This is a genomic window from Occultella aeris, from assembly GCF_902703175.1.
In the GTDB taxonomy this organism is placed as follows: Bacteria; Actinomycetota; Actinomycetes; order Actinomycetales; family Beutenbergiaceae; genus Occultella; species Occultella aeris.
The window spans coordinates 32,870-53,994 of record NZ_CACRYJ010000070.1 but is presented as its reverse complement, the minus strand read 5'-3'; the positions used below and the strand labels follow the sequence as shown (position 1 = coordinate 53,994).

The following is a 21,125-nucleotide window of genomic DNA, read 5'->3' as shown; positions in this document are numbered from 1 at the left end:
CGAAATGCTGACCGTTTCATACGTGCGTTTGACTGCTTGAGCTCCACTCTAGGACGTCCCACCGACAGCGCAAGAACCCCGATTTCCGTTGTGGATACAGGGACATCAGCCCATCCGACCAACCCAAAACCAAGCCCCGAGACACCCCGATGACACCCCATCCACCGCGTCGCTAGGGAGCCTGCGCGCATGTCGTAGGTTGGGGCTATGGCCTTCAGCGCGGCGAGATTCCGATGAGCACGGTCGTCATCCTCAATGGTGTTCCCAGATCCGGAAAGTCATCGATCGCCCGGGCGATCCAGGAGAACTTCGACGACGTGTGGCTCAATCTCGGCGTCGACGTGTTTCAGACCGCCACGCCCGCGAGTCGCCAGCCCGGCATCGGGTTGCGGCCGGGCGGTGAGCGGCCGGACCTGGAGGACTACGTCGCGACGGCCTACCGCGCGATGTTCGCGTCGATCGCAGCGCATGCCCAACGGGGATTGAACGTCGTCACCGACGTCGGCCTGCACGATGACTACTCCGCGCCCCTCGCGATCCGGCGCGCGGCGGCCGAGATCCTGAACGGCCTCCCCGTGCTGTTCGTGGGTGTGCGCTGCCCTGTGGACGTCGTGCGCCAACGGCGCCGTGATACCTGGGGCGGCACCGGCGTCGCCGGGGTGACCGATGCCGGCGGTCAGGCTGGCGTGAGCGGCACGGGGAACCTGCCCGGAAGCACAGCCGGCACACGCACCGACGACCCGGTGATGCGCTGGGAGCGCGCTGTCCACTCCCCCAGACGCTACGACCTCGAGGTGGACACGTCCCGACTCACACCACAGGAGTGCGCCGAGCGGATCGCTGCGCACCTACGGACCGCGACTTCCCTGTCGTCGGCCGCACCACTCGGGTCGGCCAGACCAACGCCGTCGGCCACACCAACGCCGTCGGCCGCAGCACCGCCGTCGGCCTTCTTCGACCTGTCCTGACCCGCGACCAACTCGCTGGAACGTAGAAGCGGGCCCCGGCCGTTCCCCCGAACAGCCGAGACCCGCTACCACCGCTGCCCGTGCTACTGCACGTTCGCGGCGGCCTCACTGATGGTCGTGGCATAGTCCTCGAGGCCCCAGGTCAGGGACAGCGCGGTCGGCGGGGACATCGCCGCGATCAGGGCGTCCCCGGTGATGTTCGCGATCGCGCCGGCCTGCACGGCCGGGATGGCCTGGGCGTAGGACTGGGCCAGGAACGTCTCGACCTCCGCCTCGGTGGACGCGTAGTTCACGATGAGCTGGGCGTCGAGCTGGTCGGTCTGCTCGTACGACAGCGAGTAGACGAACGTGTCACCGCCGGAATCCAGTGCCTCGACCGACGGCGCACTGACCAGACCGAGGTCGAGCAGGAAATCCACCCGCGAGTCCGCGGGCTTGTACACGTAGAACGTGCCGCCGATGTCCCAGACGGCCGCGACCGTGATCCCCTCGAGCTCCGGGTGCGCCTGCGCCACCGCGGCGACCTCGGCGTCCAGGTCCGAGATGACCGTTGCGGCCTCCTCGTCGAGCCCGAGCGACTGGCCGACGATCGTGATCAGCTCACGCCAAGGGGTCGTCCACGGCGCGTCCGGGTAGGCCACCGTCGGCGCGATCTCGCTGAGCAGGTCGTACTGCTCCTGCGTGATCCCCGAGTACGGCGCGAGGATCAGATCCGGGTTCAGGTCGTCGATGTCCTCGTACGCCGGCTCCTCCACGGTCGCCGGGATGATGGTCGGCGCGGCGCCCTGCTCGTCCAGCGTCTCCGCGACCCAAGGCAGCAGGCCCTCGTCGTTGACGGCGTAGGTCTGCGCCTCGATACCCGCCGGGACCACTCCGAGTGCCAGGGCGGCCTCGGTGGAACCCCAGCCCAGCGTCACGACGTTCTCGGGCGCCTCGGCGATCTCCGTGGTGCCGAGCGCGTGCTCGATGGTGACGGTCTCCCAGTCCCCACCGGCCGAGCTACCGCCGTCGGTCGGGTCGTCGCCGCTCCCGTCGCCGCCGGAGCACGCGGCGAGCGCGAGGGTGGTCAGGGTGGCGGCGGCCACCAGGTAGATCGGGCGTCGAGACACGGGACTCCTCAGGAGGATCAGGGGTGTTTGGGGGGAATGACGATGGCGTCCGAGCAGGCGCCACATCGGACTGGGCAGATATAAGGAGTGCCTATCCTAAGGCGCGTCGCCGGGTGGTGGCAAAACCGGCTCCGGCTCGCTGCCATGGAAACGCCCGATCGGCACCACCATCGGCGAGCCGCACACGGGATCGGGAACGACCTGGGCCCGCAGGTTGAACGCCTCCGCGACGAGCTCGGGAGTCAGGACGTCGGCGGGCGAACCGATCGCCTGCACCTGCCCGCCGTGCATCACGACGAGATGATCGGCGTACCGGGCCGCGAGGTTGAGGTCATGCAGCACCATGACCACCGTGGCGCCACGGGTCCGGTTCAGCTCGTGCAGTAGGTCGAGCACCTCGAGCTGATGGGTCACGTCCAGGAACGTGGTGGGCTCGTCCAGGAGCAGGATGTCCGGGTCCTGGGCCAGCGCCATCGCGATCCAGACGCGCTGCGCCTGTCCACCGGAGAGCTCCTCGACGCGGCGCGCAGCAAGCTCCAGGGTGTCGGTCGCCACCAGCGCGGCGGTCACGACGGCGTCATCGGTCGACGTCCACTGCCGGAACCAGCCCTGATGCGGGTAGCGCCCACGGCCGACGAGATCCGCGACCGTGATGCCCTCAGGCGCGGTGGGGCTCTGCGGCAGGATCCCGATGATCCTGGCCACGTCCTTCGCCGACCGGCCGTGCACGGCCGTGCCGTCGAGCAGCACCTCACCGGCGCTCGGCCGCAGCAGTCGCGCGATCCCCCGCAGCAGGGTGGACTTGCCGCAGCCGTTGCCGCCGACGATCACTGTGATCCTCCCGGGCGGGATCTCCAGGTCGAGGTCGTGCACCACGGGCGCGCCGTCGTACGCCAACGACAGGCCCCGGGCGACCACGGTGTGCTCCGCCTTCGGCTCGCTCCCCTGCTCCCTGCCCGACGGCGGCCCGTGCGTGCCGTTGTCGGCGCCGCCCTGGTCTGTGGTCATGTTGAGAATGCTCACGCTCCGCGTCCTCCACGGTTCGAGGTGGCCAGCAGCCACAGCAGGTAGGGCGCGCCGATGATGCCGGTGACGATGCCGACGGGCACCTCGAGCGCCCCGAGCACGTTCTGCGCGGTGAACTCGGCCGCCAGGACGACCACCGTCCCGACCAGCGCCGACGGGACCAGGGCGAGCCCCGCCGTCGGCAGCAGTCGGCGGGCGATCGGCGCCGAGACGAAGGCGACGAACGCGACCGGGCCGGCGAACGCCGTCGCCACGGCGGCGAGGCCGACGGCCACGGCGAGCACCGCGAGCCGGGCCCGCTCCGGCCCGACTCCGAGCCCGCCGGCGGTCTCGTCGCCGAGCTGCAGGATCCGCAGCCGCCCGACGCTCACCCCCACCAGCGGGACGAGCACGAGCATCCCGACGGCCAGTACCGCGATGTCCCGCCAGGGCGGCGTCCCGATGCTGCCGACCATCCACACCAGCGCAGAGCGCACGTCGTTGACCTCGGACCGGGTGAGCAGGTAGCCGATCCCGGCGTTCACGGCGAACGCGATGCCGACCCCGATCAGGACGAACCGGTATCCGGACACTCCGTCCCGCCAGGCGAGCAGGTAGATCGCGGCCGCCACCACGATGGCACCGGCGAACGCGAAGGCCGAGAGCACGATGCCGCCGACCCCGAGCACGAGCAGCCCGAAGGCCGCGGCAAGGCTCGCTCCCCCGCTGATGCCGATGATGTCCGGGCTGGCCAGCGGGTTGCGCAGCACGGACTGGAACAGCGCACCCGAGAGACCGAATGCGACCCCGACCAGGACGGACAGGACCACCCGGGGCAGGCGCAGCTTGGTGATCGTGAACGCGCCCTCCCCGTTGCCGGCACCGAAGATCCCGAGGAACTGGTTCCACAGGTCCGAGGCGTGACCGTCCCAGACGAGGGTCGCCAGCGCGAGCCCTACCGCAAGGCCGAGCAGGACGAGCGTGACCGTGCGGACCCGGCCGGCGGTCTCCTTCCGGGCAGCGCGCAGCACGCCCGGCGGCGCGGGCATCGTGGCGACCTGCTCGGCGCGGCTCATAGCCCCGCCAGCTTCACGCGGCGAACGATCGCGATCATCACCGGGGCGCCGATCAGCGCGACGACCAGGCCCGCCTCGAGCTCACCCGGACGCGCGATGACGCGGCCCACCACGTCCGCGGCGAGCAGCAACACCGGCCCGACGAACAGGGAGTACACAAGGATCCAGCGATAGTCCCCGCCGATGAGCGGGCGGATGATGTGCGGCACCACGAGACCGACGAACACGATCGGCCCGGCCAACGCCGTCGCCGTCCCCGCGAGCAGCACGATCGAGACCGCCGCGACGCCGCGGGCGAGGCCGAGGTTCGCGCCGAGGCCGCGGGCGAGGTCATCACCCATCGCCAACAGGTTCAGGGCACGTCCGGACAGCAGCGCCAGGGCCAGGCCGAGGGCGAGCAGCACGAGCAGCACCCAGGAGAGGCCCCAGGTCCCGGTCCCCCGGGAGGCGAGCGAACCCACCTGCCAGAACCGGAACGCGTTGGTGGTCTCCGTGCTGGAGATCAGAATCAGGGTGATGATCGACGTGATCCCGGCGGTCAGCGCGGTTCCGGCGAGGGCGAGCTTGACCGGCGTGGCACCTTCTCGCCCGATCGCCCCGATCGCGTACACAACGGCGGCGGCCGCGGCCGCACCGGCGAACGCGAACCAGACGTACCCGGACGGGCTCGTGATGCCGAGGACGCCGATCGCCAGCGCGACGAACAGCGACGCGCCCGCGTTCACGCCGAGCAGGCCCGGGTCGGCGAGCGGGTTGCGGGTGATGCCCTGCATCAGAGTGCCGGCGACGCCGAGCGCGGCACCGACCAGCAGCCCGACGAAGGTCCGCGGCAGCCGCTGGTCCCAGACGATGTTGTGCAGCACGTCCCCGGGCGCCCGGTCGGTGAGCGCGGCGAACACCACGTCGAGCGGGATGTCGCGGTTGCCGAACGCGAGGCTGGCCGCGACGGTCAGTGCGAGGAGCCCGACGGCGGCCGCCAGGCCGAGCAGGCGGGTGCCGCGGGTGCGGCTCATCGCGCTCGGCGGAGCCGGCGTCACCTCGGCGACGTCTGAGGTGTCCGGTCGAGCAGTGGGCTTGGGGTGGGTTGTACTCACTGGCCCTCTGCGCGGCCCTGACGCCAGTACCCCATGAAGGCCACCCGCCGCCGGCAGACGCCGACGTCGGAGACCAGGATCCGGCGCAGGTTCTTGATCACGGAAGCCTCACCCGCGAACCAGGCGTAGAAATCCGAACCGCACCGCTCGCCCCGGCCGCACGCGTCGATGGCCTGGACCTGGAGCACCGGCGAGTCCCAGAGCAGCTCGGAGTCGACGTCCACGTCGTCCATCGCCTGCGGGACCACGGCAAGCGCGTCGTCGACGACCTCGGCGTTCGCCTGCACCCAGGCGCTCACGGCGGGCACGAGCAGGTGACCGTGGTCGTGCTGCTCCCGGGCGAGCCAGGTGATCTTGGCACCCTCGGGCAGATCGACGGCCAGCGCGTCGGCTTGCGTGGGCACCTCGATGAAGGCTCGTGCGTTCCGTCCGGCCGGGAGGGTCTCCAGGATGGAGCAGATCGCGGGTGCGGCGGTCTCGTCGCCGGCGAGCAGGAGTTCGGAGGCGGTGCCCGGCGCCCAGTCGGCGCCGACCGCGGAGTCCTTCGACCGGGAGTCCGGGCCGACGATCACGAGCCGGTCCCCGACCTGCACGCGGCCGAGCCAGCGTGAGGCCGGCCCGGCGTCGCCATGGGCGACCATGTCCACGTCGAACTCGCCCTGCTCGGGGCGGACGTCGCGGACCGTGTAGGTCCGGAACGGCGACCTGCCCTCCTCGGGCAGGGCACGCCAGGTCTCGTACCAGGTGCCGCCGAGGATGGCCTCGGGGTCCTGGGCGCCGACCTCGCTGACATGACCGTTCTCGTCCGGGATCAGAACCTTGATCCGCTGGTCCTGGCGGTCGGTGCCGAACCAGCGCGCGTCCGGCCCGGTGAAGGTCAACCGGAGGAAATGCGGGCTCAACTGGCGGATGCCGGCCACCTGCACCGCGAACGGACGGTAGGCCGGGCGGTCATCCTTGACGACGTCCGGGCGCGCGCCGACATCGGTAAGAGAGGTGAGCATTGCCTAAGTAAAGCACCGCGAGATACGTGCCGTCCATGTTGGCTAATTCACTCCGGGACGGCCGGGGTCCCGGGGTGGACCGTGCCCGCCGATCGCCGGTGCGCGCTCAGTTCTTCAGGAAGGTGATGTTGAGCCGCTTCGCGAGGAGATCGAAGAGCACGTCCGCATTGGCCACCGTCTGCACGCCCACGGACCCCGCCACCTTGACCTGCTGGTCGCGGAACTCGTAGTAGGTGCCGTTCTTGTCCCGAATCAGCGTGATACCGCGGATTGCCGACACCGGGAACTGCTTCTTCTTGAGAACGATGGTGGCGCTGCTGACCTTGACGTCGCCGAAGTCGATCATCTCGCCGGCCTCGAAACGCTGCGGCAGACCGGCGGCGACCGCGCCGTTGATGGTCCGCTGCATGACGGCGAAGAACTCCTTGTCGTCGATGCCGAGGCTGCCCTTGCGGCCCGCCCAGGACAGCCACTCGCTGCGTTCCTTGCCGAGCGTCGACAGGTACTGCATGTCCTGCCAGGGGACGTCATGGACCCGGCTCTCGGTCACCACGCGCACCGCGGACGGGTAGGCCCAGACGAGGGTGCAGCCCTTCGGCCGACCGGCCAACAGGACCCCGAGCGCGGCGACCAGCATGAGCCCACCGAGGACGAGGCCGACCGCGGGACTGCCCTTGCCGCCGGAGGCACTGACGGCCAGGAACGCTCCGAAGCCGCCGAGGAGTCCGGCCACCAGGGTGAGGAAGCCCGTCGCGAGACCGGTCGAGGTGGCGAAGGCGGTCAGCGGGGCCTGCTGGCTCGCGAGCTGGCTGGCGACCGCGACGTCCCGACGCCACCGGACGACCACCGCGGCGATCGCGATCACGGCGATCAGGACGACCACCAGGCCGGCGACGATCGCACCCAGGTTCTGGGCCTGCGCGAACTCCAGCCGCTCCTCGTAGGTCCAGGTGGTGGTGTTGAAACTCCGACGGGACCGGGTCTCGCAGATGTCACCGGCCACCATCACGCCGTCGCTGCCACAGGTCGCCACGACCTCCTTGGCGCTATTGGCGAGGAACAGCGCCACGCCGCCCGCGCCGATGAGGCCGAGGAAGACGACCAGGCCGGTCGGGAATCTGCGGAAGACCGCCAACGGGTCCTTCGGGCGTTCGGGCTGCCCTGCGTCCGCGGCGGTCGGGCTCTGCTCGTTCGTGGTCACGGCGGCATCGTACTGATCCATCGACGCGGCGAAACCCGCCGTCCACGCCCCGCTGGCCTACGGTGGGCAGATGCGCTTGCAGGTCTGGCACCTCTTCGTCCTGATGATGTTCATCGCGGTGGTGGCTGTGGTGGCCGTGATCATCATCGCGGCGGTCCGCTCGTCGCAGCGCGGCACCCCGCCGGCGGTCGGAACTGGTCGTCAGGCAACCGGCCTCTACCCGACCCCATCGCCGGGCCCGATCGATCCGGAGAAGCGCCTGGCAGCCCTGCGCGAACTGGCGCAGATGCGCAAGGACGGCCTGCTCACCGAGGACGAGTACCAGGCGGAGGTCCGCCGCTTGGGCTGAGCGGCATTCCTGCGCCAGGATGGTCGCCGTGACCGCTGACGCGAACCTCCTGACCGGCTTCCGCCTCCGCAACGCCGAGCAGCATCTCGGCGCGTACGGCATCCATGTCCACCGAGAGGGCCACGAGCCGGTCGAGCACCGGTTCCGTGCCGATGACCGGGTGAACGTCTACTCCGGATCCAAGACGTTCACGGCGGTCGCGGTGGGGATCGCCCAGGGTGAGGCGCTACTGGGACTCGACGACGCCGTCGCCGGCTTCTTCGACGGTGTCCCGACGGCAGCCGGCAACGGATCGATCACGGTGCGGGACCTGCTTCAGATGTCCTCCGGCAACCCGTTCAACTGGTTCGAGCCGGCATCTGAGTCGCCCACCGACATCGTCGCCAGGTGGCTCGCCACGGAGCCCGTGCGCATGCCCGGCGAGCGATTCGAGTACTCGAACGCGTCCACGTACCTGCTCGGCCGAATCATCCACGCCGTGAGCGGCCAGGACCTGCGCGAGTTCCTGATCCCCCGGCTCTTCGATCCGCTGCGCATCGCCACGCCGCAGTGGTTCCGCTGCCCGCTGGGTTTCCCCGAGGCGGCCAGAGGGCTGCACCTGACCACCGGCGAGCTCGCCCGACTCGGCCGGTTGCTGCTCCAGCGCGGCGAGTGGGAGGGCACCGCCCTGGTGCCCGCCGGATACGTCGATGCCATGCACACCGACGTCGTCGACACCTCCCATACCGGCGACGAACCGGAGGCGACGGCCGGGTACGGCTACCAGGTCTGGAACAGTACGGTTGACGGCGCCTGGCGCATCGACGGCAAGTACGGCCAGTTCTCGGTGGTGCTGCCTGAGCAACGCGCCGTGGTCACGATCACCGCACACAACGAGAGGGTTCCGTTCGACCTGCTCCGAGCCGTGTGGGACGAGGTGCTGCCGCGGCTGTAGGCACTCACCTGGAGGGCCGGCACGAACACGGGGATCTCGTCGACGGCCGACAGCGGGCGGATCCCCGACATCAGGAAGGTGCCACCGCGGTGCTCACCGCGGGCAGATCCGGGCCGCCTCGGCGAACCTGAAATCGGTTGACCAGCGCCACGGTGGCGTTCTCCAGCGCACCGGAGACCGCCACCGAACCAGAGATCCATACCATCCCGACCGACTGACCACGCTGCCGCCGCGACCGCCGCACCCCACCGTCGGACCGGATGCCACCCGGGCGTCACGCCATCGGCACGATGACCTGATCGAGCAATGCGCAAAATGCCACCACTCGCGAGCGTCTCAGATCGGTCACAATCCGGCGTCGATCCGCCTTCCTTCCGTGACAGGGTTGCAGTTTTGCGCAAAACCCGCTTGCGTCCTCGGCAGTGCCGCATCCGCGGCCGACGTCCGAGGAGGTGCAGGCATGGTGCGACGACGCTCCGGCGGTGGCCGCGTCACCCAGGCCGATGTCGCGCGCCTCGCGGGCGTGAGCCAGACCGTGGTCTCAATGGTCCTCAACGGCACCGGGATCACGCAGCACCGCGTCGGCGACGACACCCGCCGCCGGGTACTCGACGCGATCGAGCGCACCGGCTACGTTGCCAACCCCATCGCCCAGCGCCTGGCCGGTGGCAACAGCGCACTCGTCGGCGTGTACACGTACGAGCCGGTCTTCCCGAGCAGCGCCGGCGACTTCTACCAGCCGTTCCTCGAGGGCGTCGAGCGCGAGGCACAGCAACGGGGCGTCGACCTGGTGCTGTTCACGTCCATGTCCGCCCACCACGGCGGACCACTGGTCGACGGCGGGGCGCTCCACCGGCTCAGGGTCGCCGACGGGTGTGTCCTGCTGGGTCGCCACTCCCACGCGCAGGACCTCGTCGCGCTGGCCAGCCAGGACTTCCCGTACGCGTTCGTCGGCCGGCGCGCGGCACCCGGCGTCACCGTCCCGTTCGCGGGCGCCGACTACGACGAGGCGACCGCCGTGGTCACCCGCCAACTCCTGGAGCTGGGGCACCGGCGGATCGGCATGGTCTCCGTGACCCCGCCGCACGAGTCCATCGAGGACCGCGTCCGTGGCTACCGGCGCGCGATGCGCGCCGCCGGGCAACTGCCGGTGACGTTCGAGGACCCCGACCTGACCTCCGGCGAGTTCTTCGGGACCCTCGCCGAACACGGGATGACCGCGGTGCTCACGGTCTCCGACCTCGCCCACGACGTCTACAGCGCGGCCCTCGCCCGCGGCCTCCGGGTCCCCGAGGACCTGTCGATCGCCCGCCTCGGCGACCCGGAGCAGCGCGAACCGAGCGTCGTCGACTGGGCCGGTTTCACCATCCCCCGCATCGAGATGGGCGCCGAAGCACTGCGCATCGTGCTGCGACAGCTCTCCGCATCCGACCCGCACGGCGACGAGCCGGATCAGGACCTGCAGGCCTTCATCCCGTGCGAGACCTTCACCGGCTCGACCATCGCTGCCCCACCGACCGCGACCACAAGAAGCACCACCAAGGAGACCTCCCACACATGAGCGGCATCTTTCAGGACGAACACACCCAGGTCCTCGTCGTCGGTGGCGGGCTCGGCGGGGTCGCCGCCGCCCTCGCCGCGGCAAGGTCCGGTGCCACCGTCGTCCTCACCGAGGAGTTCGAGTGGATCGGCGGACAGTCCACCTCCCAGGGCGTGCCCCTGGACGAGCACCCCTGGATCGAGGACTTCGGCTGCACCCGGTCCTACCGCCGATACCGCGACGGGATCCGCGACTACTACCGGCGCGCCTACCCGCTCACCGACGAGGCCGCGGCCCGCAGCGATCTCAACCCCGGCGCGGGCTGGGTCAGCAAGCTGTGCCACGAGCCCCGCGTCGCCGTGGCGGTGCTGGAGGAGATGCTCGCCCCGTACCGCTCCAGCCGGCAGTTGCGCCTGTTCACCGGGTACCGCCCGGTCGCCGCGGACGCCGTCGACGGCGTCGTCGCCACGGTGACCCTGGCCCCGGTCGACGGCGGCACGCACCTTCGTATCAGTGCGGACTACGTCATCGACGCCACCGAGCTCGGCGACCTGCTGCCCCTGGCCGGCATCGACTACGTGACCGGGTTCGAGTCCCGGGCCGAGACCGGCGAGCCGAGCGCCCCTGAGCAGGCGCAGCCGGACAACATCCAGGCGCTGAGCATCTGCTTCGCCGTGGAGCACCAGGCCGGGGCCGACCACACGATCCCCAGGCCCGCGCAGTACGAGAAGTGGCGCGCCGTGCAGCCGGAGTTCTGGGGCGCACCGCTGGTCAGCTGGACCGCGCCGCACCCGCGCACCCTGGAGATCACGTCCCGGCACTTCGAGCCCAACACCGGTGACGACGTGCTGGCGGTCGTCGCCGATCAGAGCGCCAACCCCGGGGACACGAACCTGTGGACCTTCCGCCGGATCATCGCTGCCGACATGTTCGCCAAGGGCACGTTCGACAGCGACCTCACCCTGGTGAACTGGCCGTCCATCGACTACTTCGAGGCACCCGTCATCGACGTGCCCGAGGACGTCGCCGCCGCGCGGCTGGAGGACGCCCGCCAGCTCAGCCTCTCGATGCTGTACTGGATGCAGACCGAGGCACCGCGGCCCGACGGCGGCGCCGGCTGGCCCGGCCTGCGCCTGCGCCCGGACGTCATGGGCACCGAGGACGGTCTCGCGATGGCCCCGTACCACCGGGAGAGCCGCCGCATCCGCGCCCTGACCACGGTCACAGAGCAGGATGTCTCCCCCGCCGCCCGCGGAGAGGACACGGCCCGCACCTACCCCGACAGTGTCGGCGTCGGCATGTACCGGATCGACCTGCACCCCTCCACCGGCGGTGACAACTACATCGACGTGCCCGCGGCGCCGTTCCAGATCCCGCTCGGCGCGCTGATCCCGCGCGGCGGCGGGAACCTGCTCGCCGGCGCGAAGAACCTCGGCGTCACCCACATCACGAACGGCTGTTACCGGCTGCACCCCGTGGAGTGGAACGTGGGCGAGGCCGCCGGCATGCTCGCCGCGCACTGCCTGCGCCAGGGCCGCACACCCGCCGACATGCACACCGACCCTGAAGCCGTCGAGGCCTTCCAGCATCTCCTCGAGACCGATGGCTTCGAGCTGAGCTGGCCCGACGGCGTCTACGCCTACTGAGGCCACCGAGAGCGCCTGAGAGTCCTGACAACGAAGTCCCCCACCCCAAGGAGCAGCAATCCATGAATCCACAACTCCGCCGTCGTCACTTCCTGTCCATGGTGGGCATTGGCGCCCTGGGCACCACCGCGCTCGCCGCGTGCTCCGATGGCGATGCCGGCGACGAGCCCGCCGACGGTCCCGTCGACCTGCGCATGACGGTCTGGACCGCGTCCGAGGACCACCTCGCCCTGTTCCAGGAGATCGCCGACGCCTACATCGCCGACCACCCGGACGAGGTCTCCTCCGTCACGTTCGAGACCATCCCGTTCGAGGACTACACCACCAATCTGACCACCCAGCTCGCCGGTGGGAACGCGCCGGACCTCGCGTGGATCTTCGAGTCCAACGCCCCCGAGTTCGTCTCCTCCGGAGCGCTCGTCGACGTGCGCGAGACGCTCTCCGGCACCGAGGGCTACGACTTCGAGGACGTCGGCGAGAGCGCCCTCGAGCTCTGGGAGGACGGTGACGCCCTGTACGCCTACCCGTTCTCCAACTCACCGTTCGTGATGTTCGTGAACACGGACCGGATCGCGGCCGCGAGCCAACCGAACCCGGCCGACCTGGTCGCCTCCGACGGGTGGACCTACGACGCAGCCCGCGATGTCTCCGCTGCATCCGTGGCCGCGCTCGGCGGCGCCGGACTCGTGGTCCGCGACTTCGACTACATGAACTGGACCAACCTCGCCACCGTCTGGGGTGGCTGGGACGCGCAGCCTTGGAGCGCAGACGGCACCACCTGCGAGTTCGACTCCCCCGAGATGGTCGCGGCGCTCGAGTGGTACCAGGATGCGGTGTTCGCCAAGAACGCCATCCCGGGCCCGGGCACGAGCGCGGACTTCTTCGCCGGTGACACGACGATGACGATCACGCAGATCTCGCGAGCGTCCTCCCTCGACGGCTCCTTCAACTGGGACATCGTCCCGCTGCCGGCCGGACCCACCCAGCAGGAGAACATCGTCGGACAGGCGGGCGTGGGGGTGCTGGCCGCAGGCCCGAACACGCAGGCGGCGGCGAACTTCCTGGCGTTCTTCACGAACCCGGAGAACTCCGCGTCGCTGTCCCTGTACTTCCCGCCGCCACGCGAGTCGCTGTTGAACCCGCAGACCCTCGCGGCCGGCAACCCGCTGTTCAGCGAGGCCCAGCTCGACATCGTCGTGGACTCGATCAGCGGCGCCACCACGAAGCCCTCGCATGCGAACTTCGCCCAGGTGGACACCACCGCGCGCGGCGCGCTGGATGCCATGTGGAGCGCGGACGCGGATGTCGCCGCGGTTGCGGCTGACGTGTGCGAGGCGATCCAGCCCCTGCTCGAGGGCTGAGGCGGGACCGGAACACAGGAGCGAGATGACCTCGATCACCACCACTGGTCGGGCGGCCCGGCCCCAGCGCCGGTCCGCCTGGCGGCGGCGTGATGCCGCCACCGGATACGCCTTCGTGGCGCCCGCCGTCATCGGCGCGATCGCGTTCGTGATCGTGCCCCTCGGCGCGGTCATCTGGTACTCCCTGCACGAGTGGAACGTGCTGGCGAACACGTTCACGTTCGTCGGCCCGCAGAACTACCAGGACATGCTCACCGACGGCGCCCTGCACGACTCATTGCTCGCGAGCCTGTGGTTCTCGCTCGGCGTCGTGGTCCTGAACATCACGCTCTCGCTGTTCCTCGCGGTCCTGCTCAATCAGCACCTGCCCGGCACCACGCTGTTCCGGGTCCTGTTCTTCACGCCGGTCGTCGTCTCGCTGGTGGCGTGGACGATCGTCTGGGGGTTCCTGCTGCAGGCGGACAACGGCATCAACGGGTTCCTGGCGGAGTTCGGCATCACCGGCCCGAACTGGCTGCGCAACAACGTCACGGCCATGATCTCGGTCATCGTGGTGCAGGTCTTCAAGAACGTCGGCCTGAACATGGTGCTGTTCCTGTCCGCCCTGCAGTCCGTCCCCGAGGAGATCCAGGAGGCCGCCCGTCTCGACGGCGCCGGTGCGTGGCGCAGGTTCTTCTCGATCACCCTGCCGATGATCAGCCCGACCATGCTGCTCGTCGCGATCCTCACCGTGGTCGGCTCACTCGAGACGTTCGCCCTCATCGACGTCCTCACCGACGGCGGCCCCGGCACCTCGACGACCGTCCTGGTGTTCTACCTGTACCGGCAGGCCTTCGAGTTCAACCAGTTCGGGTACGCCAGTGCCATCTCCGTGCTGCTGTTCGTGATCGTGCTGGCCCTGACCCTGCTCCAGTGGCAGACCCGGAAGCGGTGGGTGTTCCATGAGTCCTGATCAACTGACGCCCGAGCGCCCGACGGCGGCGCCCGCCTCGGCCGCGTCCGTCGCCGACACTCCCGGCTCGTCGCCGGCGCGCCGCACGCGGCGCGCGTTCGGCAGCCAGCAGCTCGGACGGGCGGCGCTGGTGTTCCTGATGGTCGTCGTCGCGGTGCCGTTCGTGTTCCCGATCTGGTGGATGGTCACGTCGAGCATGAAGACCACGAGCGAGATCCTGAGCCTGCCGCCCAGCCTCTGGCCAGAGTCACCATCGATCGAGTCCTACCGTCAGGTCTTCGAGCTGCAGCCGTTCGCCCAGCAGTACATGAACAGCCTGTACATCGCGGTGCTGGTCACCGTCGGCACGATGGCCGTGGCGGCCTTCGCCGGGTACGCATTCGCGCGGATCCGGTTCCGCGGCTCCAACGCCCTGTTCGTGCTGGTGCTGGTCGGGCTGCTGGTTCCGTCCGAGGTCACGATCGTGCCGCTGTTCCGGATGGTCAACTCGGCCGGGCTGATCGACACCCACTGGCCGCTGATCGTGATCCCGATCCTCGGGGCCCCCAGCGTGCTGGCCACGTTCATCATGCGCCAGTTCTTCGTCACCCTCCCGGGCGAGCTCGAGGAGGCCGGCCGGATGGACGGCCTGAGCCGGCTCGGCATCTTCGCCCGGATCGCGCTGCCGCTGTCCCGCTCGGCCCTCGCGGCGGTCGCGATCTTCACGTTCCTGAAGTCCTGGAACCTGTACCTCGAGCCGCTCGTCTACCTGTCCACGAAATCCAACTTCACCCTCCCGCAGGCACTCACGCAGTACGTGGACGCCTACGGCGGTCCGATCTGGAACGTCCAGCTCGCGGCCACCACCCTGACCGTGATCCCCGTGCTGATCGTGTTCATCGCCGCTCAGCGACAGTTCATCGAAGGGCTGGCCAACTCCGGCCTGAAGGGCTGACCGGCCGGGCGCCAATGCCCGGCGATGCACACGACCAAAGAAGGTTCAGATGCGCTCGCTCACCGCTCTCCTCGGGGCCGCCGCCCTCGTCGCCACGTCGTTCGTCGCGGCACCCGCCGCGCAGGCGGCACCACCGGGACCGGCGGGCGCGCCCGTCTCCCTCGGCGAGATCGCCCTGGTGCCGCTGGATGACAGGCCCTTCCCCGCCGTCACCCCGCTGGAGATCGCCGCGGCGGGTGGCCACACCGCGATCGCCCCGCCCACCGAGGACCTGGGTGAGTTCCTCACCCACGGGGACCCGGACGCCGTCGGGCAGTGGTGGCGCGAGAACGCCGGCTCGGCGGACGCCTCCGTGGTCGCCCTGCCGATGCTCGCCTACGGCGGGCTGGTCGCCTCCCGGACCTGCGCCACGGACCTCGCCACGGCGCAGGACCGGCTCGGTGTGCTCGAGGAGGTCAAGGACGAGGACCCGGACCAGGCGATCTACGCCTTCGACGTGATCCAGCGGCTCACGATCGAGCCCACGAGTGGCTATCCCGGCATGTACTCCGGCCCGGTCCGCCGGTGGGCCGAGCTGATGGACCAGGTCGAGACCCTCGGCATGGAGGAGCTGCGCGCGGAGTACGAGGAGGTGGCCGCGTCGATCCCCGAAGACATCCGGGCCGACTACCTGTGCGCCCGGGCCCGAAACCACGAGATCAACCGGGAGATGATCCAGGCTGCCGCGGCCGGCACGATCGACTTCCTGGTCCTCGGGCAGGACGACGCGAGCGCGTTCGGTCCGCACCGCGCGGAGAAGGAACAGCTCGCCGCCCTGATCGCCGAGCTCGGCGTCGGCGACCGCGTCAAGATCTACCCCGGCGCGGACGTGCTCGGCGCACTGCTCACGGCGAAGCTCGTGGTCGAGCGCCTCGGCGTGGACCCGTCCGTGGCCGTCGAGTGGTCCCGCACGCCCGGCACCGAGTGGACCGCCCCGTACCAGGACATCCCGTACGGCGATCTCGTGGACGAGTACATCGCCACGCTCGGGGCGCACCGCACCGACGCCCCTGACGCGGACGTCCTGCTGATGGCGAACACTTCCGGGCCGGGCTTCCTCGACCCGTTCGTGGACCGGATCGCCGCCGAGGTGGCCCGTGGACGGCTCGTCGCGGTCGGTGACGACGCGGTCGCCGGGGTCGTCGACCCCGAGTTGTACTCGTTGCTGACCCCCCGTCTCGACGTCGCCGAACTCGGCGGCTGGTCCGGCTGGAACGTGGGGATCGCCCTATCCCAGTCCGTGGTCCGGGCCGCCCTGCTGCAGGCCGGCGGAACCCTCGCCGCCGGTGCCGGTCCACGGGACGCCCTCGTGCCGCGCCAGCGGCAGCAGGTGCTCACCGACGCCGCGAACGCCCACCTGCGCCTGTTGCTCGAGGAGCAGATCCACACCGGCCTGTACCGCAACAACGTGCGGGACTCGGTGCGCCAGTACGCGGTGAGCCACGGGGACGACCCGCAGTACATGACAGTGGTCTTCGACGAGGCGAACACGCTCGCCGTGGAGCGCACAGACCCCCTGGCCCAGGCGTTCTTCGCCGAGGAGTTCGCCGGCGTGCCGATCCGGATCGGCAGCGACGGTCGCCGGGAGCACACCGTGACCGTGTCCGAGCTGACGTCGCTGGAGCTGCGGCTCGGCTGGCCCCGCTACCAGGAGCTCGACGTGTTCCCCGAGGTGGCGCTGACCGACGCCCCACCGGTCCAGCCGGTCAACCTGGCCCTGCTGCCGGCACACGTCTCGGTGCTGCCGGGTGCTGGTGTCCCGCTCGAGCTGACCGCGGTGCTGCGCAACGACACCGTGCGCCAGGTGTTCGCCACGGTCAGCGTGAGCGCACCGGACGGCTGGACCGTGCCCGGGCCGACCCGGGTGGTGCTGCAGCCGTTCCAGGTCCTCGAGGTACCGGTGCCGGTGACGACGGCGGAGCTCGCCCCGGACTCGTCCGCCGTGGTCGAGGTGCTCCTCACCCCGCGTAACTCCTCGGCCGCCTCGGCGACCACGGCCGTCGGCGCCGCCTGGCGCAATGTCGCCCTCGCCTCCTCGGGCGCGAGCGCGCAGGCCTCCGGGCAGTGGAACCAGTACGCCGCGGACCGAGCGATCGACGGCAACACCGCGAGTACCGCGAGCCGCTGGATCTCGCCGGCCGGCCTGCCGCAGTGGCTCGAGGTGACGTTCGCCGGTCCGGAGCCGGTCGACACGGTCAGCCTGTACCAGTACGCCGGGTACCTGCTGTCCGACTACACGATCTCGGCCTTGGTGGACGGCACCTGGGTCGAGGTCGCGTCCGCCACGGCCAACACGGACGTCACTCCCGTGCACGACTTCGAGACCGTCGTGGCCACGGCCCTGCGCCTCGAGGTCACCGGCAGCCGGGACGGACAGGTGCGCCTGTACGAGCTCGAAGCGACCTGCCGCGCCGTCGGCGCCTGCGAATGAGGTAGCGGGAGGGCCACGACCAGCCCTCGCCGGTCAGGGTCGCGGGCGGGCGCTGTCGGCGAGCGGGGCACTCGCACTACCCGACGGCGGTGCCTCGTCCGCGCCTGGGTCGGGGGCGTCGCCGGCAACGTGCCGGCGCAGCGCCGGCAGCACCAGTGCGAAGGCCGGAACCAGGATGATCACCGCGGCGACGTTCACGCCCCGGAAGTCCCCGAACGCGAGGATCGGTCCGGCGAGGGCGGCGGCGAGGGCGCCGGCGTAGTTCATCCCGGCGTCGGTGGCGCCCTGGAGCGGGATCCGCACCTCGTCGGAGGAGACGCCGGCCAACAACGACGACGCCGAGATGATGCAGGCGGACCAGCCGATCCCGAGAATGGTCAGCGCGACAGCGGTGAGGGTGCTGCCGCCGCCGTCCCCGCCGTGCTCTGCGTGCTCGGAGCCACCGGCGGCCAGCGCGGCAGCAAGGAACCCGAGTGCCACTGCCACGACGAGGATGACCATGCCGCCGATGGCGGTGTGCACGGCGCCCCACCGGTCGGCCAGCCACCCGAACACCGGACTGAGCGCGTACATGCCCAGCACGTGCAGGCTGATCACGATCCCGACGAGCTCCAGGGACATGCCGTGGTGCTGCATGTGCAGCGGGGTCATCACCATCACCATCACCATCACCGAGTGCGCGCACGCGGTCAGCACCACCGCGAACCGCGCGACCGGGTGGCGTCCGGCCCAGCGCAGCGCGGCGATCGCCCCGACCGGGCGAGCCGTCACCGCGGAGCCGACGGCCGCCGTCGGGCCCGGCGCGGCGGGAGCCGCTGTCTGGCCCGGCGCGGCCGGGGCCGCCACCGGCCGGAAGAAGAGCGCGAGCACCGTCGCAGCGGACGCGAACGAGACCACCGAGAACAGGTAGGCGCCGACGAGCCCGGGCAGCCCGAGCGAGAGCCCGAGCCGGTCCCCCACGGCCGTCAGATTGGGGCCCGCCACGGATCCGACCGTGGTCGCCCAGATCACGATCGACATCGTCCGGGCCCGGCTCGCGAGCGGGGCGTTGTCCGCGGCGGCGTATCGGGACTGCAGGTTCACGGCCTGCGCCACACCGAACAGGCCGAGGCCCACCAGCATGATGATCAGCTGGGAGAGCACGGCGGAGGCGATGATCAGCAGCGCCCCGACGACGGCGAACGCGTAGCCGAGCGAGAGGGCCCAGCGCCGGCCGCGCCTCGTGGCCATCGCCGCGAGCGGCACCGCGGCGACGGCGGCACCGAGCACGCTCGCGGCCTGGGCCAGCCCCGCTACCGACGTGCCGCCGAGCCGCTCCGCGAGCAGCCCGCCGACGGCCACCCCAGAGGCCACGCCCACGCCACCGAGCAGGTTGGAGACGATCAGGACCCCGATGCTCCGCCCATCGATCCGCGCCATCAGGCGGCCGCCTCGAGCTGACCGGCGAAGTGGCACTCGGCGGCATGACCGTTGCCGAGCTGCACCAGCGGCGGGGCCACGTCGGCGCACACATCCTGTGCCATCGGGCACCGGGTCCGGAACCGACAGCCGCTCGGCAGGTCCAACGGGCTCGGCGGTTCACCGTGCAGCACGATCCGCTCGCGCCGGACGGTGGGGTCCGGGATCGGGGAGGCCGCCATCAGTGCGCGGGTGTAGGGGTGCTGCGGGTTCTCGAACACGTCATCGATCGTGCCGTACTCCATCATTCTGCCCAAGTACATCACGCCGACACGTTGGCAGACCTGGCGCACGATCGGCAGTCCATGGGCGATGAACAGGTACGTCAGGCCGAGGCGCTCGCGCAGGTCCACGAGCAGGTTGCTGATCTGGGCCTGCACCGACACGTCGAGCGCGGAGACCGCCTCGTCCGCAAGGATCAGCTTGGGGTTGAGCGAGATCGCCCGGGCGATCCCGACGCGCTGGCGCTGTCCGCCGGAGAGGGCGCGCGGACGTGCGCCGGCCCGGGACGGGTCCAGCCCGACGGCGCGCATCAGGTCGGCCACCCGGTCGTCGAGCTCGGACCCGCGCACCTTGTCGAAGACCCGCAGCGGCTCACCGATGATGTCCCCGACGTCCATCCGCGGGTTCAGGGAGCCGAGCGGGTCCTGGAACACCACCTGCATGTGCCGCCGGACCCGCCGCAGGTTCGTCCCGCCCAGGTGGGAGATGTCGAGGCCGTCGAACTCGACCCTGCCGGACGTCGGTGTGCTGAGCCGCACCGCGACCCGGCCGAGGGTCGACTTCCCGGACCCGGACTCCCCCACCAGCCCGAACGTCTCGCCGCGGCCGATGGTGAGCGAGACGTCGTCGACGGCGCGCAGGAGGTCCGGTCGCACGAAGGGGTTCGAACTGCTGCGGACCTCGTAATGCTTGGAGACGTGGTCGAGGGTGAGGATCGGGTCGGCGACGCCGACGTCCTCCTGGTCGCTCGTGCGGGTCTGCGTGACGCTCATGATGCCTGTCCTCTCACCGTGACCAGCTCGTCCTCGCCGATCACCACCTCGCCCGGGCGCCAGCACGCGACAGCCGTACCGGCCACCATCGCCAGTGGCGGGTCCTCGACCGTGCACCGCTCGGAGGCCCGTGGGCACCGAGGATGGTACGAACAGCCGCTCGGCAGGTTCGACGGGTCCGGGACCGTGCCCGGAATGGCCGGCAACTGTCCGGGCCGCGTACCGATCATCGGTGGGATGCACGCGAGCAGACCCTTCGTGTACGGGTGTGCGGAGCGCGCGAACGCGTCCCGGGGCGAGGCATCCTCCACGACGCGGCCGGCGTACATCACCACCACCCGGTCGGCGAGGTCCGCGGCGACGCCCATGTCGTGGGTGACCAGGAGAACGGACATGTCCTCGTCCCGGCGCAGCTTGTCGATCAGCTCGAGGATCTGCGCCTGGATCGTGACGTCCAGGGCCGTGGTCGGCTCGTCCGCGATGAGCAGCTTCGGGCGGGCGAGCAGCGCCATCGCGATCATCACGCGCTGGCACATGCCACCGGAAAGCTGGTGCGGGTAGCTGCGCAACACCCGGGCACCGTCGTGGATGCCGACCTCGGCCAACGCCTCGAGCAGGCGCGCGGTCTCCGCCTTCTGGGACACCCGCTCGCGCCGGCGCAGCCCTTCCCGCAGCTGGGAGTCGATGTTCCAGACCGGGTCGAGGGAACTCAGCGGTTCCTGGAACACCATCGCGAGCTCACGCCCACGGAGCCTTCGCATCCGCTCCGCGCCGAGGTCGAACAGTTCGTCGCCGTCGAAGACGGCGCTGCCGCCCACGCTCATCCGCGGGTTCAACTGGGTCAGGCCCATGATGGTCCTTGCGGTGACGGACTTGCCACTGCCGGACTCGCCGACGAGGCAGACGATCTCACCGGCCCGCACCTGCAGGGTCGCGTCCCGGACCAGCGGGATGGCGGTGCCGTGGCGGTCCACGTCGACCCGGAGGCCGGTCAGGGCGAGCATCGTTCGTGCGGTGGTGGTGGTCATG

The 21,125-nt window shown here is 70.5% G+C and carries 18 protein-coding genes; 9 read left to right on the top strand and 9 right to left on the bottom strand.

Going from position 1 to position 21,125, the window contains the following annotated elements:
• Positions 1-233 precede the first annotated feature (233 nt).
• Positions 234-968 (top strand): chloramphenicol phosphotransferase CPT family protein, encoded by a 735-nt coding sequence (locus tag HALOF300_RS25665; protein WP_156743726.1) that lies wholly within the window; start codon positions 234-236, stop codon positions 966-968.
• Positions 969-1,051: 83 nt separating this feature from the next.
• Here HALOF300_RS25665 and HALOF300_RS25660 read toward each other — a convergent pair whose 3' ends face one another.
• The 6 genes from HALOF300_RS25660 to HALOF300_RS25635 form a co-directional block, all read right to left on the bottom strand.
• Positions 1,052-2,077, bottom strand: coding sequence for an iron-siderophore ABC transporter substrate-binding protein (locus tag HALOF300_RS25660; protein ID WP_197522847.1), 1,026 nt, complete (start codon positions 2,075-2,077; stop codon positions 1,052-1,054).
• A 96-nt stretch (positions 2,078-2,173) separates the two neighbouring features.
• Positions 2,174-3,085, bottom strand: coding sequence for an ABC transporter ATP-binding protein (locus tag HALOF300_RS25655; RefSeq protein ID WP_156743724.1), 912 nt, complete (start codon positions 3,083-3,085; stop codon positions 2,174-2,176).
• A gap of 11 nt (positions 3,086-3,096) precedes the next feature.
• Positions 3,097-4,158, bottom strand: a complete 1,062-nt coding sequence (locus HALOF300_RS25650; protein ID WP_231955777.1) for a FecCD family ABC transporter permease — start codon at positions 4,156-4,158, stop codon at positions 3,097-3,099.
• Positions 4,155-5,171: a FecCD family ABC transporter permease gene (locus HALOF300_RS25645; RefSeq protein ID WP_197522846.1), complete on the bottom strand. Its 1,017-nt coding sequence runs from the start codon at positions 5,169-5,171 to the stop codon at positions 4,155-4,157. The genes HALOF300_RS25650 and HALOF300_RS25645 overlap by 4 nt, the downstream gene beginning before the upstream one ends.
• Positions 5,172-5,248: 77 nt before the next feature.
• Entirely contained in the window at positions 5,249-6,256 is a 1,008-nt protein-coding gene (locus tag HALOF300_RS25640) for a siderophore-interacting protein (RefSeq protein WP_156743723.1), read from the bottom strand.
• Positions 6,257-6,362: 106 nt separating this feature from the next.
• Complete coding sequence (locus HALOF300_RS25635) at positions 6,363-7,457, bottom strand: DUF6585 family protein (RefSeq protein ID WP_156743722.1); 1,095 nt, start codon at positions 7,455-7,457, stop codon at positions 6,363-6,365.
• A gap of 70 nt (positions 7,458-7,527) precedes the next feature.
• On the opposite strand from HALOF300_RS25635, the gene HALOF300_RS25630 reads away from it, so the two are divergent.
• From HALOF300_RS25630 to HALOF300_RS25595, 8 genes are all read left to right on the top strand, one after another.
• Positions 7,528-7,806: an SHOCT domain-containing protein gene (locus HALOF300_RS25630; RefSeq protein ID WP_156743721.1), complete on the top strand. Its 279-nt coding sequence runs from the start codon at positions 7,528-7,530 to the stop codon at positions 7,804-7,806.
• A gap of 28 nt (positions 7,807-7,834) precedes the next feature.
• Entirely contained in the window at positions 7,835-8,740 is a 906-nt protein-coding gene (locus HALOF300_RS25625) for a serine hydrolase domain-containing protein (protein ID WP_197522845.1), read from the top strand.
• Positions 8,741-9,200: 460 nt separating this feature from the next.
• The gene (locus HALOF300_RS25620; RefSeq protein WP_156743719.1) at positions 9,201-10,301 is read left to right on the top strand and encodes a LacI family DNA-binding transcriptional regulator; all 1,101 of its coding nucleotides are present in this window, start codon (positions 9,201-9,203) and stop codon (positions 10,299-10,301) included.
• A complete protein-coding gene (locus tag HALOF300_RS25615) occupies positions 10,298-11,926 on the top strand; it encodes an FAD-dependent oxidoreductase (RefSeq protein WP_156743718.1) in 1,629 nt (542 codons plus the stop codon). The genes HALOF300_RS25620 and HALOF300_RS25615 overlap by 4 nt, the downstream gene beginning before the upstream one ends.
• 62 nt (positions 11,927-11,988) lie before the next feature.
• On the top strand, positions 11,989-13,287 hold the full coding sequence (locus HALOF300_RS25610) for an ABC transporter substrate-binding protein (RefSeq protein WP_156743717.1): 1,299 nt from the start codon (positions 11,989-11,991) through the stop codon (positions 13,285-13,287).
• A 25-nt stretch (positions 13,288-13,312) separates the two neighbouring features.
• Positions 13,313-14,239, top strand: a complete 927-nt coding sequence (locus HALOF300_RS25605; protein WP_156743716.1) for a carbohydrate ABC transporter permease — start codon at positions 13,313-13,315, stop codon at positions 14,237-14,239.
• Positions 14,229-15,173 carry a carbohydrate ABC transporter permease gene (locus HALOF300_RS25600; RefSeq protein ID WP_156743715.1) on the top strand — a complete coding sequence of 315 codons (945 nt, stop codon included), beginning with the start codon at positions 14,229-14,231 and terminating at the stop codon, positions 15,171-15,173. Before HALOF300_RS25605 ends, HALOF300_RS25600 begins: the two co-directional genes overlap by 11 nt.
• 49 nt (positions 15,174-15,222) lie before the next feature.
• Complete coding sequence (locus tag HALOF300_RS25595) at positions 15,223-17,643, top strand: DUF4127 family protein (RefSeq protein ID WP_156743714.1); 2,421 nt, start codon at positions 15,223-15,225, stop codon at positions 17,641-17,643.
• 33 nt (positions 17,644-17,676) lie between these two features.
• On the opposite strand, the gene HALOF300_RS25590 is transcribed toward HALOF300_RS25595, so the two are convergent.
• Genes HALOF300_RS25590 through HALOF300_RS25580 form a run of 3 tightly spaced genes read right to left on the bottom strand, consistent with a single transcriptional unit; the run spans position 17,677 to position 21,124 of the window.
• Positions 17,677-19,062 carry an MFS transporter gene (locus HALOF300_RS25590; RefSeq protein WP_156743713.1) on the bottom strand — a complete coding sequence of 462 codons (1,386 nt, stop codon included), beginning with the start codon at positions 19,060-19,062 and terminating at the stop codon, positions 17,677-17,679.
• The gene (locus HALOF300_RS25585; protein ID WP_156743712.1) at positions 19,062-20,096 is read right to left on the bottom strand and encodes an ABC transporter ATP-binding protein; all 1,035 of its coding nucleotides are present in this window, start codon (positions 20,094-20,096) and stop codon (positions 19,062-19,064) included. The genes HALOF300_RS25590 and HALOF300_RS25585 overlap by 1 nt, the downstream gene beginning before the upstream one ends.
• A complete protein-coding gene (locus tag HALOF300_RS25580) occupies positions 20,093-21,124 on the bottom strand; it encodes an ABC transporter ATP-binding protein (protein ID WP_156743711.1) in 1,032 nt (343 codons plus the stop codon). The genes HALOF300_RS25585 and HALOF300_RS25580 overlap by 4 nt, the downstream gene beginning before the upstream one ends.
• Position 21,125 lies beyond the last annotated feature (1 nt).

Bases quoted from the DNA above. Each gene is read 5' to 3' on its own strand.
- HALOF300_RS25665 (WP_156743726.1), top strand. From the start codon at position 234: ATGAGCACGGTCGTCATCCTCAATGGTGTTCCCAGATCCGGAAAGTCA.
- HALOF300_RS25590 (WP_156743713.1), bottom strand. From the start codon at position 19,062: ATGGCGCGGATCGATGGGCGGAGCATCGGGGTCCTGATCGTCTCCAAC.
- HALOF300_RS25600 (WP_156743715.1), top strand. From the start codon at position 14,229: ATGAGTCCTGATCAACTGACGCCCGAGCGCCCGACGGCGGCGCCCGCC.
- HALOF300_RS25630 (WP_156743721.1), top strand. From the start codon at position 7,528: ATGCGCTTGCAGGTCTGGCACCTCTTCGTCCTGATGATGTTCATCGCG.
- HALOF300_RS25605 (WP_156743716.1), top strand. From the start codon at position 13,313: ATGACCTCGATCACCACCACTGGTCGGGCGGCCCGGCCCCAGCGCCGG.
- HALOF300_RS25615 (WP_156743718.1), top strand. From the start codon at position 10,298: ATGAGCGGCATCTTTCAGGACGAACACACCCAGGTCCTCGTCGTCGGT.
- HALOF300_RS25645 (WP_197522846.1), bottom strand. From the start codon at position 5,171: ATGAGCCGCACCCGCGGCACCCGCCTGCTCGGCCTGGCGGCCGCCGTC.
- HALOF300_RS25655 (WP_156743724.1), bottom strand. From the start codon at position 3,085: ATGACCACAGACCAGGGCGGCGCCGACAACGGCACGCACGGGCCGCCG.
- HALOF300_RS25580 (WP_156743711.1), bottom strand. From the start codon at position 21,124: ATGACCACCACCACCGCACGAACGATGCTCGCCCTGACCGGCCTCCGG.
- HALOF300_RS25650 (WP_231955777.1), bottom strand. From the start codon at position 4,158: ATGAGCCGCGCCGAGCAGGTCGCCACGATGCCCGCGCCGCCGGGCGTG.
- HALOF300_RS25610 (WP_156743717.1), top strand. From the start codon at position 11,989: ATGAATCCACAACTCCGCCGTCGTCACTTCCTGTCCATGGTGGGCATT.
- HALOF300_RS25620 (WP_156743719.1), top strand. From the start codon at position 9,201: ATGGTGCGACGACGCTCCGGCGGTGGCCGCGTCACCCAGGCCGATGTC.
- HALOF300_RS25640 (WP_156743723.1), bottom strand. From the start codon at position 6,256: ATGCTCACCTCTCTTACCGATGTCGGCGCGCGCCCGGACGTCGTCAAG.
- HALOF300_RS25585 (WP_156743712.1), bottom strand. From the start codon at position 20,096: ATGAGCGTCACGCAGACCCGCACGAGCGACCAGGAGGACGTCGGCGTC.
- HALOF300_RS25595 (WP_156743714.1), top strand. From the start codon at position 15,223: ATGCGCTCGCTCACCGCTCTCCTCGGGGCCGCCGCCCTCGTCGCCACG.